At 64.9% G+C, this 15,351-nt stretch carries 17 protein-coding genes; 8 read left to right on the top strand and 9 right to left on the bottom strand.

The window, feature by feature from the left end; translation table 11 throughout:
• The first annotated feature begins 198 nt into the window (after positions 1-198).
• Both FZI91_RS17485 and FZI91_RS17480 read left to right on the top strand, forming a co-directional pair.
• The gene (locus tag FZI91_RS17485; RefSeq protein WP_162526166.1) at positions 199-990 is read left to right on the top strand and encodes a hypothetical protein; all 792 of its coding nucleotides are present in this window, start codon (positions 199-201) and stop codon (positions 988-990) included.
• 194 nt (positions 991-1,184) lie between these two features.
• On the top strand, positions 1,185-2,924 hold the full coding sequence (locus tag FZI91_RS17480) for an N-acetylmuramoyl-L-alanine amidase (RefSeq protein ID WP_162526167.1): 1,740 nt from the start codon (positions 1,185-1,187) through the stop codon (positions 2,922-2,924).
• Positions 2,925-3,082: 158 nt separating this feature from the next.
• Here FZI91_RS17480 and FZI91_RS17475 read toward each other — a convergent pair whose 3' ends face one another.
• Genes FZI91_RS17475 through FZI91_RS17460 form a run of 4 tightly spaced genes read right to left on the bottom strand, consistent with a single transcriptional unit; the run spans position 3,083 to position 6,264 of the window.
• Entirely contained in the window at positions 3,083-3,901 is an 819-nt protein-coding gene (locus FZI91_RS17475; RefSeq protein ID WP_162526168.1) for an HAD family hydrolase, read from the bottom strand.
• Positions 3,898-4,656: a 1-acyl-sn-glycerol-3-phosphate acyltransferase gene (locus FZI91_RS17470; RefSeq protein ID WP_155940335.1), complete on the bottom strand. Its 759-nt coding sequence runs from the start codon at positions 4,654-4,656 to the stop codon at positions 3,898-3,900. Before FZI91_RS17470 ends, FZI91_RS17475 begins: the two co-directional genes overlap by 4 nt.
• Position 4,657: 1 nt before the next feature.
• Positions 4,658-5,443, bottom strand: coding sequence for a 1-acyl-sn-glycerol-3-phosphate acyltransferase (locus FZI91_RS17465; RefSeq protein WP_162526169.1), 786 nt, complete (start codon positions 5,441-5,443; stop codon positions 4,658-4,660).
• A 47-nt stretch (positions 5,444-5,490) separates the two neighbouring features.
• A complete protein-coding gene (locus tag FZI91_RS17460) occupies positions 5,491-6,264 on the bottom strand; it encodes an SDR family oxidoreductase (RefSeq protein WP_162526170.1) in 774 nt (257 codons plus the stop codon).
• 43 nt (positions 6,265-6,307) lie between these two features.
• On the opposite strand from FZI91_RS17460, the gene FZI91_RS17455 reads away from it, so the two are divergent.
• The 5 genes from FZI91_RS17455 to FZI91_RS17435 all read left to right on the top strand — a co-directional run bounded on the left by FZI91_RS17455 (position 6,308) and on the right by FZI91_RS17435 (position 10,122).
• Positions 6,308-7,030: an aminoglycoside 3'-phosphotransferase gene (locus FZI91_RS17455; RefSeq protein WP_162526171.1), complete on the top strand. Its 723-nt coding sequence runs from the start codon at positions 6,308-6,310 to the stop codon at positions 7,028-7,030.
• 37 nt (positions 7,031-7,067) lie between these two features.
• Entirely contained in the window at positions 7,068-7,631 is a 564-nt protein-coding gene (locus FZI91_RS17450; RefSeq protein WP_155940334.1) for a CHAP domain-containing protein, read from the top strand.
• Positions 7,628-8,341, top strand: coding sequence for an AAA family ATPase (locus FZI91_RS17445; RefSeq protein ID WP_162526172.1), 714 nt, complete (start codon positions 7,628-7,630; stop codon positions 8,339-8,341). Before FZI91_RS17450 ends, FZI91_RS17445 begins: the two co-directional genes overlap by 4 nt.
• 11 nt (positions 8,342-8,352) lie before the next feature.
• Positions 8,353-8,682 carry a hypothetical protein gene (locus tag FZI91_RS17440; RefSeq protein WP_155940333.1) on the top strand — a complete coding sequence of 110 codons (330 nt, stop codon included), beginning with the start codon at positions 8,353-8,355 and terminating at the stop codon, positions 8,680-8,682.
• 105 nt (positions 8,683-8,787) lie between these two features.
• On the top strand, positions 8,788-10,122 hold the full coding sequence (locus FZI91_RS17435; RefSeq protein ID WP_155940332.1) for a 2-polyprenyl-6-methoxyphenol hydroxylase-like oxidoreductase: 1,335 nt from the start codon (positions 8,788-8,790) through the stop codon (positions 10,120-10,122).
• Here the strand turns inward: FZI91_RS17435 and FZI91_RS17430 are convergent.
• Complete coding sequence (locus FZI91_RS17430) at positions 10,103-10,552, bottom strand: MarR family winged helix-turn-helix transcriptional regulator (protein ID WP_162526173.1); 450 nt, start codon at positions 10,550-10,552, stop codon at positions 10,103-10,105. The two genes, FZI91_RS17435 and FZI91_RS17430, sit on opposite strands and share 20 nt — an antisense overlap.
• 99 nt (positions 10,553-10,651) lie before the next feature.
• Here FZI91_RS17430 and FZI91_RS17425 point away from each other — a divergent pair, with 99 nt between their 5' ends.
• Complete coding sequence (locus FZI91_RS17425; RefSeq protein WP_155940330.1) at positions 10,652-12,205, top strand: MBL fold metallo-hydrolase; 1,554 nt, start codon at positions 10,652-10,654, stop codon at positions 12,203-12,205.
• On the opposite strand, the gene FZI91_RS17420 is transcribed toward FZI91_RS17425, so the two are convergent.
• The 4 genes from FZI91_RS17420 to FZI91_RS17405 are packed head-to-tail and all read right to left on the bottom strand — an operon-like array spanning position 12,202 to position 15,280.
• Positions 12,202-12,660, bottom strand: a complete 459-nt coding sequence (locus FZI91_RS17420; protein ID WP_155940329.1) for a nitroreductase/quinone reductase family protein — start codon at positions 12,658-12,660, stop codon at positions 12,202-12,204. The genes FZI91_RS17425 and FZI91_RS17420 overlap by 4 nt on opposite strands.
• Positions 12,661-12,707: 47 nt before the next feature.
• Complete coding sequence (locus FZI91_RS17415; RefSeq protein WP_155940487.1) at positions 12,708-13,517, bottom strand: DUF5718 family protein; 810 nt, start codon at positions 13,515-13,517, stop codon at positions 12,708-12,710.
• A 5-nt stretch (positions 13,518-13,522) separates the two neighbouring features.
• Positions 13,523-14,779 (bottom strand): serine--tRNA ligase, encoded by a 1,257-nt coding sequence (serS, locus tag FZI91_RS17410; RefSeq protein WP_162526174.1) that lies wholly within the window; start codon positions 14,777-14,779, stop codon positions 13,523-13,525.
• Positions 14,780-14,830: 51 nt separating this feature from the next.
• On the bottom strand, positions 14,831-15,280 hold the full coding sequence (locus tag FZI91_RS17405; RefSeq protein ID WP_155940486.1) for an ankyrin repeat domain-containing protein: 450 nt from the start codon (positions 15,278-15,280) through the stop codon (positions 14,831-14,833).
• Positions 15,281-15,351: the final 71 nt, after the last annotated feature.

The raw sequence follows: 15,351 nt of genomic DNA, 5'->3' as shown, positions 1-15,351 counted from the left end.
GGATCCGGTCGCAATTAGCTCACGATTTGATTTCGTCCCACTAGTAACACCAGCAACTCTGGTTACCATCGAAAGCGTCGGTTCCGGTGCCGATCCGCCGATCCGACACAGGGCTCGAAAGCCCCAAGCAGGAACAGTAAAACCGCAGAACACAGCACTGTTAATACGTAGATCGAACAAGACATTGAGGAGACTTCCGTGCCTAATAGTCGCCGCCGCCGGCTTTCGACAGCCTTGAGCTCGGTCGCCGCGCTGGCCGTTGCAAGTCCGTTTGCCATTGCCCTCGCGACCAACATGACCGAGGTAGCCGCGCCCGCGCCCTCACAGCAGGAGTTTGTGCAGGCCGCGATCGTGTCTGACCTGCCCGGTGAGCTCATGGGCGCCGTTCAACAGATGACGTCGCAGTTCGGTGTCCAGATCCCAGGAATGTCGGGTCTCAACATCCCCGGACTGGGTGGCGGCGGACTCGGCGGCGCCAACTCGGCGATCTCGCCAGGTGGCCTCACCACACCCGGTGGTCTGACCAGCCCGTCCACGCTGACCAACCCGGCCCTGACCAACCCCGGTCTGACCAGCCCGACCGGGTCCACCACGCCCAGCCTCACCGACCCAGGGCTGACCAACCCGGGCCTGACCAGCCCGGCGACCACCCCCGGACTGACACCCGCAACGGGCACCGGTCTGACGGGCGTGAACCCTGCGCTCACCGATCCGGCCGCAACAGGCGGCCTGACCTCCCCCGCCGGTGAAGTCCCGATCACGCCGAACCCGGCGCTGGGCACCGGCCTAACCAACCCGGCCTTGGCCGACCCCGCCCTGGCGGGACTCGGAGCCCCCGGCCTTGGCGGCGGCAGTGGACTCGGCGGTGGTGGCAGCATCATCAACGACGCCATGTCCGCGGTCAACCAGCTGGGTATCACTCAGGCGGTCGACCTCATCAAGGGCGCCATCCCGGCGGCCGCCGCGGCGGTTCCGCCTCCGGCCGGCTGACACACAAGCTAGGTAGCGAAACGACACCGCAGGGCACAGAGGCTCTGCGGTGTCGTTGCGTGTGACGAACGCGTCAAACGTCAAGATCGTCGATTGACGCGTGTCGAATCACCAGTCACATTTGTCTCATACGTAACATTCCTGGTGGTCGTGTCGCTCTGCGCGATGCGTCCGGTTGATCCAGGAGACAAGACGTGCCCGTACGCCTCAGCAAGATGCCCGCGAAGCGGCAGCTTGCGCTGGCCGTTGCCGCGACGCTGACGGTGATGACCGTCAGCGTGGTTGATCACGTCAAGACGGAACGGGCCGAAGAGACCGCCATCACCACGCAGTCACTGCACAATGCCGCGACTCACGACGTCTTGACCTCCGAGGTTGGCCTGCCCGGTCCGACCACGCCGGCCACGGTCCACGACATCCACCAGAACAACCCCTTCAGTCTCATCGCGGTGCGCGGTGAAGACCTGGCCTCCGTCGACGTCTCGGTACGTGCGCAACAGACCGATGGCAGCTGGGGACAGTGGTACGAACTCGACCCCGTTGAGTCCGGCGACCCGACCGCTGAACACAAGGGGATCCCGGCCGCGACAGAACCGGTGTTCGTTGGATCCACCCAATCGGCTCAGGTGGCGGTGCAGACCAAGTACGGCGCGAACGTCACGCCGAAGGCAGACGGTACCGCCGCGCCCAGCCTGGGTTACCGGCCCGCGAGCATCGAGCAGCCGTTGACCACCGGGCTCGACGCCATACTCATCAGCCCCAAACTGGCACCCTCCGACGGGGCACGGTTCGAGGAACGGTGGTCGGCACCGGTTGCCCTGCCACAGGCCGGGCCACGGATCATCACCCGTGCACAATGGGGCGCCAACGAATCAGACCGCTGCCCACCGGTTTTCAATAGGGACGTGCGCGCGGGCGTGGTTCACCACACCGCCGGAAGCAACAACTACTCGCCCTATGATTCGGCCGCCATCATCCGGGCGATTTACGCGTATCACACCAAAACTCTCAAGTGGTGCGACATCGCCTACAACGTGCTGGTGGACAAGTACGGCCAGATCTTCGAGGGACGCTTCGGTGGGATCACCAACAACGTGCAGGGCGCACACACGGGTGGATTCAACGAGCACAGTTGGGGTCTCGCGCTGATCGGTGACTTCACCCGCGACGAACCCTCCCCCGCAATGCTGCAAGCCGCCGGCCGGATGCTGGGCTGGCGCCTGAAGCTGGCCGGGGTGGATCCGCGCGGGCAAGTGGATCTGTCCTCCGAGGGCGGCCCCTTCACCACTGTCGCCGGAGGCAAGGTCGTCACGCTGCCAACGATTTTCACGCACCGCGACGTCGGAAACACCGAATGCCCGGGCGAGGCCGCCTACCGATTGATGCCCCGGTTGCGCGATATCGCCGCCGGCGCGGCCAACGGAGATCCACCCGATCTGGTGGATTCGATGCGCGGCGGCGCCATCTACGACACTTGGATGCGGCTCGGCAGCACCGAAAGTGGACTCGGTGCACCCACCTCCGTCGAACAACAGGCCGCCGGTGACGCCCGCTTCGCGACATTCCGCAACGGCGCGATGTACTTCTCCCCCGGCACCAGCACCCATCCCGTCGTCGGCGCGATCTACCACGCCTGGGCCGAAACAGATTTTGAACGCGGGCCTTTGGGACTTCCCGTGACCGACGAGCTGGGCGAGCCCAACATCATCGTGCAGAACTTCCAGAACGGCTCCCTGATCTACGACCGGGCCAGCGGCCGGGTTTCGAGTGTGATCAATGGGGAGACCCGCGAGATCCTCGGAGTGGCGCCAGTCGCACAAAACGCCCTGCCCGAACAGTTTTCGGCTCCCGCAGCACCCGCTGCGGCGCCGCCACCTCCCCCGGAGCCGCCCCCGCCGCCTCCCCCGGTGGAGCAGTTCGCCGCCGCCGGCTAGACCGGTATGGGTGACCGTCTGGGTCTCGCGCCGAGTGTGCGGTTTACGGTGACTTTCGGCCAATTTTCACCGAAATCCGCACCCTCGAGCTATGCGGCCCGGCTAGACCGGTGGCGAACCACTGCAACGATGCCACTGCGCGAGGTCACGTAAGCGACTCAGCCCCACCAGCGTTCAAGAACCTTGGCCACCCCGTCGTCGTTGTTGGTGGCGGTGACCTCGTCTGCCGCAGCGCGCGCCTCCGGGTGCGCGTTGCCCATCGCCACCCCGTGCCCCGCCCAGCGCAGCATGGCCACATCGTTGGGCATATCCCCGAAGGCGATGACAGCTTCCGGCTGCACCCCAATGTGATCGGCGACCACGGCGATACCGCTGGCCTTGCTGATTCCGGCGGGCATCACTTCGATGAGCCCGTTGTTGGTCGAGTAAGTGATCGCCGCGCCCGCCCGGGCCACCAATGGCTCCAGCACCGTGGCCATATCCGAACTGCGTGCCCCGGCCTTGCGTACCAAGAGCTTTACCGCCGGAAAGCTCAACAGGTCAGCCAGCGACACCTCCGTGTTATCCGGATTCAACCAGGCGTGCTCATATCCGGGCGAGCTCACGAACTGCGGCGTCGCGGCATCATGCGCACTGCGGCCGACCCGCTCGACGGCCAGCCCGACCCCGGGAATGGCCGACTGCGCCACCTCGGCAAGCACCGCCAATTCGTCGGGCCCCAGTGTCTCTGCCGAGATGATCCGGTCACCGTCGGCGTCGTACAGAACAGAACCGTTGGCGCACACCGAGATTGGCGCGAAACCCAGCGCATCGACGATCGGCGTAATCCAGCGGGGCGGTCGCCCGGTCGCGAGTACGAAGTGAGCACCTGAATCAACGGCGGCGGCAATGACGGCGCGGGTCCGCTCCGAGAGCACCTCGTCGGAATCGATCAACGTCCCGTCCACATCGGACGCGATGAGCGCGGGAGCCCTCACGAGCCATCCGTCTTCTTGCGGGCCTTCTGCCGCGCGCGTTCCTCAAGCTCCGCGGCATCGCGCACGGCGGCCTCCTCTAGGGTCGGGGCGCTGCCGCCCAGGCGTCGTGGCACCCAGTAGGCGCCCGGTTCTTGGGGATACTGCTGCTGCGCCCGCATCAACAGCTGTTCCATGGCGTCATACAGCTCAGCGGTGGTCTGCTCAAAGTCCGGCCCCGCGACCAGCGGGCGTCCGACCTCGACGGTGACCGGAATCTTGCTGCGCCCCAAATCCTTCAGATGGTCTTTGGTCCAGATCCGCTGCGTACCCCACACGATGAGCGGAACGATCGGCACCTCTGCCTCGTGCGCCATCCGGGCGGCTCCGCTCTTGAACTCTTTGAGCTCGAAGCTGCGGCTGATCGTCGCCTCGGGGTACACGGCGACAATCTCGCCATCCTTGAGGCTGGACACTGCGGCTTCGTATGCTCCGTGTCCGGCGCTGCGATCCACCGGGATCGCCTTAGTGTGCTTGATCATAAAGCTGACGATCCGCACGTCCTGCAACTCGGCCTTCACCATGAATCGCAGCCGCCGACCCGCACGCACCGTGGCAAGAGCCGCGGGGAGGAAGTCGACGTAGCTGGTGTGGTTGATCGCGAGCACCGCACCCCCGGCGGCAGGGATGTTCTCCAAGCCTCGATAGGAAACTTTGGTCCCCGTGGCGAAAACTGCTGCCTTGGCAATGATTTCGATGGTCCGATACACCGGCTCCATATCATTGCTCCTTGTTATGCGCCTGCTTCTCTGCCTCACGAGCGGCGCGTTGCGCTTTGCGTTCGGCGGTGTCCTGGGCGTCCCACCGCGCGGCCTCGGCCAGCGTCGGCGCGGACCCGCCCAGCCGATGAGGCACCCAGTACTCGCCGACCGGATGTTGGCCGTAATCGTCCTGCACCTCCAACAGGAGGTGCTGCATGCGTGCATGCAACAGCGCGGTGAGCTCCGAGACGGGCAAGGTCGGCTGGATGGGCGGGCCCACTGCGATGGAGATCGGAGTGTTGCTGCGCCCGAGATTCTTGGGATGCCCCTTAGTCCAGACGCGTTGTGCGCCCCAGACGATGTGCGGGACGATCGGTACACCGGCCTCAATGGCCATGCGCGCCGCGCCCGACTTGAATTCCTTGATCTCGAAGCTCCGGCTGATCGTCGCCTCCGGGTACACCCCGACCAACTCGCCGGCCTTGAGCTTGTCGACCGCCTCTGTATAGGACGCGGAACCGTCGACGCGGTCCACGGAAATATGCCGGCAGCCCCGCATGATGGGCCCAGTGATCTTGTTGTCGAAGGTTTCCTTCTTCGCCATGAACCGCACCTTGCGTCCCTTCTTCTGAAGGAACGCCGGCAATCCGGCGAAGGTGAAATCCATGTACCCGGTGTGGTTGATCGCCACCACCGCCCCGCCCTCGGTCGGCAGGTTCTCGATACCCGTAACGGTGAACTTCAGGCCCTGAACGGCCCAGACGGTACGGGCAAGCCCGATAACCGTTCCATAGACAGGCTCCACATGACGAGCCTAGCGCTGGCAGTGCACCCAGCGCACTCGATACCCGCCTAACGCTGCACGAGGCCGCCTCCATCGGCGACGATCACCTGACCGGTGATGAACGAACCCGCATCCGATAGCAGCAGCAATGCCGGGCCGATCATCTCGTCGGTTGAGGCCAGCCGTCCCATGAATGACTGACCTGCCATCGCGTCGATGACCTCCTTCGGGTTCTGCTGCAGCATGTACGTGTCGACGGTGCCGGGGGCCAGTGCATTCACCCGGATACCGCGACCGCTGTACTCGGCGGCCATCGATCGCGTGAACGACATCAGCGTTGCCTTCATCGCCGCGTACATCGACAGCATCGGCACGAACTGGAATGCCGCCACCGACACGACGTTAAGCACCGAGGCGTGCTCGCTCGCGGTCAGATGGGGCAACGCCGCCTGGACCAGGAACACCGGCCCGCGCACGTTGACGTCGAACGACTTGCCTAGCGCGTCGGGCGTGTAGCTGCCCATCGGCTGTGCCACCGGGTTCGCGGCCGCGTTGACCACGATGTCGACACCGCCGAACTCGTCGACGGTGCTCGCGACCAGGGTCTCGATATCGCCGAGGTCACCCATATGGCCGGGCACACCCAACGCTCGATACCCCTTGTCCCGCAGTTCCTTCGCCGCGGCGGTGCACGCGTCGGCCTTCCGGCTCGACACCACAATCGATGCCCCACAGGCACCGAGTGCCTCGGCTATCGCATACCCGATTCCCCGGGTACCGCCGGTGACGATGGCGGTACGTCCAGACAGGTCGTAGAGCGCTTGGAAGTCTTTGAGGTTCACGCCCGGCACGGTACCCCTCGTCCGTTGCGGGCAGACTGGAACGGTGACGATTCCGACCGAGCCGATGACCGTCCCTGACATCGTGTCGCAATTCGCTGCCGGCCGGCCAATACTCCCGGTGTGGGACAACGAAATTGGCGGTCATACCTTCCGGATTGGCGACGGGCCGGGCCGTGAGTTTGTGAAGGTATCGGCACCCCATCCGGCGATCGACCTGCGCGTTGAAGCAGAGAAGCTCACCTGGGCGGGCCGATACGCGACGGTTCCGGTGGTTCTGGGCGTGGACACCGACGGCCCGCTGCACTGGCTGCACACCTCCGGCATCCCCGGCGACAGCGCGGTAGCGCCCCGCTGGATCGACAACCCCGAGCCCGCGGTCCGGGCCATCGGCACGGGGCTACGTGCGTTGCACGACCGGCTATCCGTCGACGACTGCCCCTACAGCTGGTCGGTGACCGATCGACTGGCCCGCGTCGCCCACCCCGACGGGCTGACGCAACCTCCGCCCATCGATCACCTGGTGGTGTGCCACGGTGATGCCTGCGCACCCAACACCCTTCTCGACGAGGACGGGAACTGGTGCGGGCATGTGGACTTCGGCGATCTTGGGGTGGCCGATCGCTGGGCCGATCTTGCGGTCGCCAGCTGGTCGCTGGCGTGGAATTACGGCGATGGCTGGGACCGCGCCTTCTTCGAGGCTTATGGCGTCGCCGAAGATCCCGAGCGGATGGCCTACTACCGGCTGTTGTGGGACAAAGAAGACTAGAAGCCGCCCCGCGGCAAATTTCCGTAACCTGGATCGCATGCGTACTAGGACCCGCCGGGCCTTGCTTCTGGTAACACTTGCCGCGACCCTGGCGGTCGTCGCCGGCAGCGCCATCGGGATCTACCGTTCCCGCACCTCGGCACCGGCATTTCCCGTCGTCGACACCACCGCGATGTCCCCAGGGCGCGCGGCCGTGGTGCGCATCCTGGGACAGGAGTACACCGAGCAGGCGGGCATGGTGAAGTACTCGGAGGGCAACGACGAACCGTGGTGCGCCGACTTCACCAGTTGGGTGATGCGCGCGTCCGGCAAGCCGTTCGCCAACCCGAACTCCGGGCACTGGCGCATCCCCGGGGTGCTGACGTTGACCTCATACCTCAAAGATGAGGGGCGGTACGAGACCCGTGACTACTCGCCGCAGCCCGGCGACATGGTGCTGTATGACGAACCGAGTCCGAAGGGACAGCATGTAAACATCGTGCTGATCAACGACAACGGCATCCTCACCACCGTCGGTGGCGGCGAGGGCCGCGGAGTCGGTTTGTCCACGTACACGGCCGCCGACGATGCGGGCATCACCGGGTATGGGCGTTACGAGTGATCCTGCGTCAGATTGCCATCGATCGCGAAAAGCAGCCTGAAGCCTGGTATTTGAGTATTCCGGCGATAGCGCAACTGGCGGCGGAGCCCCTCCGCTTGACCACCGGCGTCACCGTGATCGTCGGAGAGAACGGGTCGGGTAAGTCCACCTTCCTGGAGGCACTGGCCTCCTCGTGGCGCTGGAAACTGCCTGCTGCCGTGCAACATTGGGGCGCACACAGCAGCGGGGAAGACACCGATCTGCACTGGGCGTTCACCCTCGACGCGGAGCATCCGCGACCGAGCGGCGGATGCTTCCTGCGTGCCGAGGCCATGCATCAGCTGTTCACGGCGGTCGACGGGCGCACACCGGAACAGATCTTCGACGGCAGGCTCAACGAGCGCTCGCACGGTGAATCGTTTCTGGCATTCCTGGCCGAGCGGGACATGGAACGCGGGCTGTTCATCCTGGACGAGCCCGAGGCGGCGCTGTCGTTCACCTCAAGCCTGCAGTTGATGGCGATGCTCGACGCCGTGGTCGCCGCCGGATCCCAGGTAATCATGGCCACCCACTCCCCGGTGCTGGCAGCATTCCCCGGCGCCACCATCCTGGAGTTCGGGGACGACGGTGTACAGCCGCGGGATTGGGATGAGCTGGACATGGTGGGGCATTGGCAACGCTTCCTGGCCGATCCGCAGGCATACCTACGCCACCTGTTTGCAGCCGAATGATGGAGCAAGACATGCGATGCGCGGTCATCGGCTCGGTGGCCGCGATCGGGTTCAGCCCCATCGCTGCCGCACTGACCGCGGTTGTGTACCGGTTTCCGGTGTTCATGACCGGTTACCTCAGCGGTCTCGGTGCGGTGTGGCCCGCGATGTTCAGTGCCGTCTTCTACCTGGTGCTGGGCGGGTTCGTGGTGATCGGCGGGCTGGGCTCCGCGGCGGGTATCGCAGCGGAGCGGCTGTGTCCCGAGCGCGCGGTGCCGTACACACTCGGCGCCGCCTTCATCATCGCCTTACTCGGCGCGCTCTCGCTTGCCCTGCTCGAATATGTGATCGGCGCCTGGTAAGGACCGTCTTAGGGAGTCGCAACCCAATCGAGATGCGAACTCCGGTCGGTCACACCCGATCCCTGAATACTCCCCGGGGGAGGTCGGGGCGGACGGGAGTCTCCAATGGAACGACGAGGTGTGCACGCCGTAGTACTCGGTGCCGGTATGGCCGGGCTGGCCGCGGCGCGAGTGGTGTCGGAGTTCTATGACGCCGTGACGGTCGTCGAGCGCGACGTGCTGCCTGACGGTCCGCAGCAGCGCCGCGGGGTGCCCCAGGGGAGGCATCTGCACGGGCTGCTACTCGGCGGCATGCAGGCATTGACACAACTGTTCCCAGGCCTGGACGGCGAGTTGCGCCAGGCCGGTGTCGCGGTCAGTGAGGAAGGCGACCTCTCCCGCGTCTCACTGTGGACTCGTGGGCATGAGATGAATCGGTCCGCTCGTTTCGCGCATTCCGACACGATGAAGTTCTGGTTCCCCAGCAGGATTCTCCTGGAATCGACTGTCCGCCAGCGTGTCAGCAGCATCAGCAATGTCTCGATTCTAGACGGGCACGACCTGGTAGATCTGCTCGTCGACACCACACACGGCGTGACCGGGGTGCGGATCGCAGCCCGTAACAACGGAATTGAGCAGGCACTGCATGCCGATCTGGTGATCGAGGCGACGGGGCAGGGCTCACGCCTTCCGCTGCTGCTGGAAAACCACGGGTACACGCGACCACGGCTCCAACAGATTCGGCGGCCCTTCAGCTATGCCAGCCAATGGTTGCGCCTGCCCCCGCATGCGCTGTACGAGAAGCTGGTCATGCGGCAGCCGGATCCAGGACGTTTGGTAGGTGGGGCTCTTCAGCAAGCCGAACACAACACCTGGGTCTTCTCAGTGACCAACGCGGACGGTGACAGCGCCCCTGCGGATCGCGACGGCATGCTCGCCTACGCGGGCGAGCTGTTTCCGGCGGCGACGGTGCAGGTGCTGAGGGACGCCGAGCCGCTCACCCCGGTTGCCCGGCACCGCCATTCCGGCCCGTCCTGGCATCGATACGACAAGATGCGCAAGTTCCCTGCGGGGCTCTTGGCCATAGGCGACGCCATCTGCAGTCTCAATCCCATCTTCGGCCAAGGCATGGCTGTCTCCGCGTGTGAGGCCATTGCGTTGCGCGACTGCCTCGCCGACGGCGGCCCCAATCTGGCCCGCCGATTCTTCCGGCGCACCACAACAGTGATTCAGCCCTTATGGGTTACCTACCTGCAGGTTGACTGGGCGGTCTTCGATAGACACGGGTGGCTGGCGGCTCCGCAACGGCTCTGGCGCTGGTGGTTCGACAGGATCTGCGCAGGAATGGCACGGGACATCACCATGGCCGAGGCCTTCCTACGTGTGCAACAGCTTGTCGACCCTCCGTCGCGCACCACCTGGCCGGCGTTGCGAAGTCTGTTTATCGTGCCGAGTGGCTAGCCTTCGCGGCCATCCGGCGGGTAAGGCCTTCAAGAATCGTGGCGGCCTCGGCAAGGGTGCGCTGCTCCTCGGAGGGCAGCGTGCTCAACCAGGGATCGAGAACCGCTTGCCGCTCCGCACGCATGGCGGCCAACGCCTCACGTCCGGCCGGAGTCAGCTTGATGCGCTGCGCGCGCTTGTCGTCGGGATCGACGCGGCGTTCGACATAGCCGGCGTCCTGCAGGCGCTGCAACTGCACAGTCATCGTGGGCTGGCTGCAGTGGTCGGCCTGCGCCAGCTCCGAGATCCGCGCATCCTCTATCTCACCGACCAGAGCGAGTAGCCGTGCTTGCCCGGTGGGCACCGGCAGCGCGGCATGGCTGGACACCCAGCGGTTGAGCCGCGCAATCACGGTCAGGACGTCGGCGCTGAGGCCGTCTGTGGAGGGCACCAGTCCATTATCCAGGGGATTTCTGTGCATAAGGATCGGACCAGCGCACCCCATCCGCACCTTTTTGCACCTAAATCGCTGCTCGATAGGCTGGGAGCCATGCGCGTCACCAGTGTCGGCCACGCCGGATTCTTCATCGAGACGGCCGCCGGAAGCATTCTCTGCGACCCGTGGGTCAACCCTGCGTACTTCGCCTCGTGGTTCCCGTTCCCCGATAACAGCACCCTGGACTGGGACCGGCTCGGGAACTGCGACTACCTCTACGTCTCGCATCTACACAAGGACCACTTCGATCCGAAGACCCTGACCGACCACGTCAACAAGGACGCGGTGGTGCTACTCCCCGATTACCCGGTGCCGGACCTGCGGCGCGAGCTCGAAGCACTGGGCTTCCACACGTTCGTGGAGACCGAGAATTCGGTGAAGCGTCGCGTCACGGGCCCCAAGGGTGATCTCGACATCATGATCATCGCGCTGCGGGCGCCCGCCGACGGACCCATCGGCGACTCCGGACTCGTGGTGTCGGACGGCACCACAACAGCTTTCAATATGAACGACGCGCGCCCCGTTGACTTGGATGTACTCGCCGAAGAGTTCGGGCACATTGACGTGCACATGCTGCAGTACTCGGGCGCCATCTGGTACCCGATGGTCTACGACATGCCCGCCCGCGCCAAGGAGGCGTTCGGCACCCAGAAGCGGCAGCGCGGAATGGACCGGTGCCGGCAATACATCGCGCAGGTGGGCGCCACCTGGGTGATCCCATCCGCGGGGCCGCCGTGTTTCCTGGATACGGAATTGCGCGACCTCAACGACGACCACGGCGATCCGGCGAACATCTTCCCGGACCAGCTGGTCTTCCTGGACCAGATGCGCCAGCACGGCCACGACAGGGGCCTGCTGATGATTCCCGGGACCGCCGCCGATTTCACTGCCTCCGAACTGAATTCGTTGATACACCCCGTGTCCGACGAGGAGGCCGAACACATCTTCGGCGCCGGCAAGGCCGCCTACATCGAGGAATACGCGCAGCGGATGGCTCCCGTGCTGGCCGCCGAAAAGGCCTCCTGGGCACCCGCCGAAGGCGAGCCGTTACTGGGGCCGCTGCGTGCCAAATTCGAGCCGATCATGGCGCAGACCGATCAGATCTGCGATGGCATCGGCTATCCCGTCGAGCTGCGCATGGGTGACGAGACGGTGGCGCTGGATTTTCCGAAACGCATTGTCCGTGAACCCATCCCCAATGAAAAGTTCCGCTATGGGTTCGGGATCGCACCCGAGCTGGTGCGCACCGTGCTGCGGGATGACGAACCCGACTGGGTGAACACTATTTTCTTGTCGACCCGGTTCAGGGCCTGGCGCGTCGGCGGCTACAACGAGTATCTGTACACATTCTTCAAGTGCCTCACCGACGAGCGCATCGCCTACGCCGACGGTTGGTTCGCCGAGGCCCACGACGACAGCGCGTCGATCACCATGGACGGCTGGGAGATCCAGCGACGCTGTCCGCACCTCAAGGCCGACCTGTCGAAATTCGGCGTGGTGGAAGGAAAGAACCTCACCTGCAACCTGCACGGGTGGGAGTGGAACCTGGAGAATGGCCGCTGCCTAACCTCCAAAGGCCACGAGCTGCGGTCAAAGAAACTCGACTAGACGGGCACGATCTCGAACATCGGGATCACCCTGTCGATGCGCGACTGATAGTCGCCGAAGAACGCGTACTTGGCCACCAACGCCGGGAACATCTGTGCGCGCTCATCCGAATCTAGCTCACGCACAACGGCTTCGTAGATATTCGGAACCACCTCAACCGTGACGGCGGGGTGGGCGCGCACATTGAAGATCCACGCCGGGGCGGTCTGCTGTCCCCCGTTGGATCCGGCGATGTACCGGCGGCCGTCGTGCTCGAAGAACCCCAGCGGTGTCAGCCGCTTGAGTCCCGACTTCGCGCCCGTGATCGTCAGGATGAGGACCCGCATCTCGTCATCGGGCATACCCGGCAGCTTGCCCCCGTTCTCACGGAGCAGCCTGATCATCCGGTTATTGTGCTTCTGTACACCGTCTTCAGAAAGTTCCCGGTAGGTATCCGAGGTCACGCCGTCGGTCATGCCTCGACGCTAGCCGGAACGCAGGCCCGACGCGTCGACCCTCCCACCTAGTGGACGCTATGAACCCGTTGGCGCAGCTCGGAGATCTCATCGGATTGGGTGCTGTAGACGCGGACCACCGCCTCATCGCCCGCCTGCAGGTAGGTGGACTCACCCAGCGGCGTGTACTTAGTGGCACCGATCCCGATCAGCACCTGCTCGGGATGGCCGGCGGCAACCATCAGCGCACCAACATCCTCCAACGGCGTATCCGGAGAACCTTTTTGGTTGTCCAGCCGCTCGGTGATCCAGTCCAGCAGCACCTCGCCGTAGTAGGAGTATCCGAGCAGCGGGCTGTCGACGCCGTATTCGTGCTCCTGCCCGTCCGCCGTGTGCAAATGGCAGTTCAGTCGCAGTGTGGCGGTTGGGCCGTCCGGGGTGAGATCGCTGACCTCGAAGAACTGTCGCGCAACACCTTTCGACGCCGGACCCCAGTTCTTCTTGTGGCTGATCTTGAGGGCATTCGGCCGGCGGATCGAGCAGTCGTTGAAGGCACCCAGTGCGAACGGTTCCAGCGAGGAAACGACATCGCCGCGCCAGTGCACCCGGCACGCCAACCCCACCTCGGGCTCGATCTGCAGGTTCAGCGGGGTATCGCTCTCTGGCAGCGCTGTCGCCTCCTGCGAGAGCGGGAACTGACCCAGGAAGCCCTCGTCACCCGGGACGTACCACGGAAAGATCCCCTTGGGAGCGACACCGTCAGAGATGACATTCACGAAATCCGCTGATTCCCCTGCCTGTTCGAGATGGCCGGCGAAATTCCCGGCAACCCCGAAACCGAACCAGGTGCGCAACTCGTCCAGCTCGACGTCGAACATCTTGTTCACTTGGGCTCCAACACTTCGGTTCCGACGAAGGGCACCAGTGCCGGGGGCACCCGAACGCTGCCGTCGGGCAGCTGGTGGTTCTCAAGGATCGCCACCAACCACCGGGTGGTGGCGAGGGTGCCGTTCAGCGTGGCGGCGGTCTGCGGCTTGCCGTTCTCGTCGCGGTACCGCACCGCCAGCCGCCGCGCCTGGAAGGTGGTGCAGTTGGAGGTGGAGGTCAGCTCGCGGTAGGCCTCCTGTGTCGGCACCCAGGCCTCACAGTCGAACTTGCGCGCCGCCGACGAGCCCAAATCGCCCGCGGCGACATCGATGATGCGGTACGGCACGTCGATGTGGGCCAGCATCTGCTGTTCCCAGCCCAGGATTTTCGCGTGCTCGGCCTCGGCATCCTCGGGCTTGCAGTAGACGAAGGCCTCCACCTTGTCGAACTGGTGCACCCGGATGATGCCGCGGGTGTCCTTGCCGTAGCTGCCGGCCTCGCGCCGGAAGCAGCTGGACCACCCGGCATAGCGCAGCGGCCCCTTGCCTAAGTCGAGGATCTCGCCGGAGTGATACCCCGCGATCGGCACCTCCGAGGTGCCCACCAGGTAAAGATCGTCCGCCTCGAGGTGATACACCTCGTCGGCGTGTGCGCCCAAAAACCCTGTGCCGCCCATGATTTCGGGCTTCACCAGCACCGGTGGAATCAACATGGTGAAGCCGTTGGCCACGGCGGTCTGCACGGCCAGCTGCAGCAGACCCAGCTGCAGCAGTGCTCCGTAGCCGGTGAGGAAGTAGAACCGCGCACCGGACACCTTGGCGCCACGCTCCATGTCGAACAGACCCAGCGATTCACCCAATTCCACATGGTCCCTGGGGTTTTCGATGGTCTTCGGCTCACCGACCAGCTCGCGGACCACAAAGTCCTGCTCGCCGCCGGCAGGAACGCCGTCGATCACCACATTGCTGATCGCCTTGTGCGCCTCTGTGAATGCCGCCTCTGCGACAACCTGCTCGGCCTCGGCCGCCTTGACCTGTGCCGCCAGTTCTGAGGCGACCGCCAGCAGCGCGGGACGCTCCTCGGGCGAGGCCTGGCCCACCTTCTTACTGGCGCCCTTCTGCTCCGCACGCAAGGTGTCGCCCGTCGACACCGCGGCCCGCCGTGCCGTATCGGCACCAAGGAGCACATCGACCAGGGCCGGATCTTCACCCCGCAGACGCTGCGAGGCACGCACCGCATCGGGGTTTTCGCGCAGGAATTTGAGGTCGATCACTCGCAGAACATTACGTGGAGGTTCGAAACGCCGACTAACCCGTCAGGCCCGTTAGGCGCCAAACAGCGACAGGTACTCGTCCTTGCCGAACATGCGCGCCGCGTCAACCGCCGATGGCGTCCCCGCAGCGGGATCCGCACCGGCCTTCAGCAGCAAGTCGACGATATCGTCGGCGCCCTTGAACACGGCCCCGGCGAGCGGAGTCTGCCCCTTGCCATTGGCGCGGTTGACGTCCGCGCCGCGCGATACCAACGACCGGACCGTCGAGGCGTTCCCGTGATACGCGGCCAGCATGACCAGCGTGTCACCGGCCTCGTTAGTCAGGTCCACCGACGCGCCGGCATCCAGGTACGCGGCCAGGGTGGACGCATTTCCCTCCCTTGCCATGGCGAACAGTTCATCGGCGAGCCCGGCGACCTGCTCGGCAACACGGGCCCGATGTTCGGCTTCCCCCGCGGAAGGGTCTCCGGCGTCGCCGCCCTCATCACGGTCAGGTTCCATCGATGTCACAGAGTTCAATCTAGCCGCGGATGTGGACTGCATCGCTGGGCTAACCCTCGCCGTCACCTGTA

This window comes from Mycobacteroides sp. CBMA 271 (genome assembly GCF_009729205.1).
GTDB lineage: Bacteria > Actinomycetota > Actinomycetes > Mycobacteriales > Mycobacteriaceae > Mycobacterium.
This window is presented reverse-complemented; position numbering and strand designations above follow the sequence as displayed.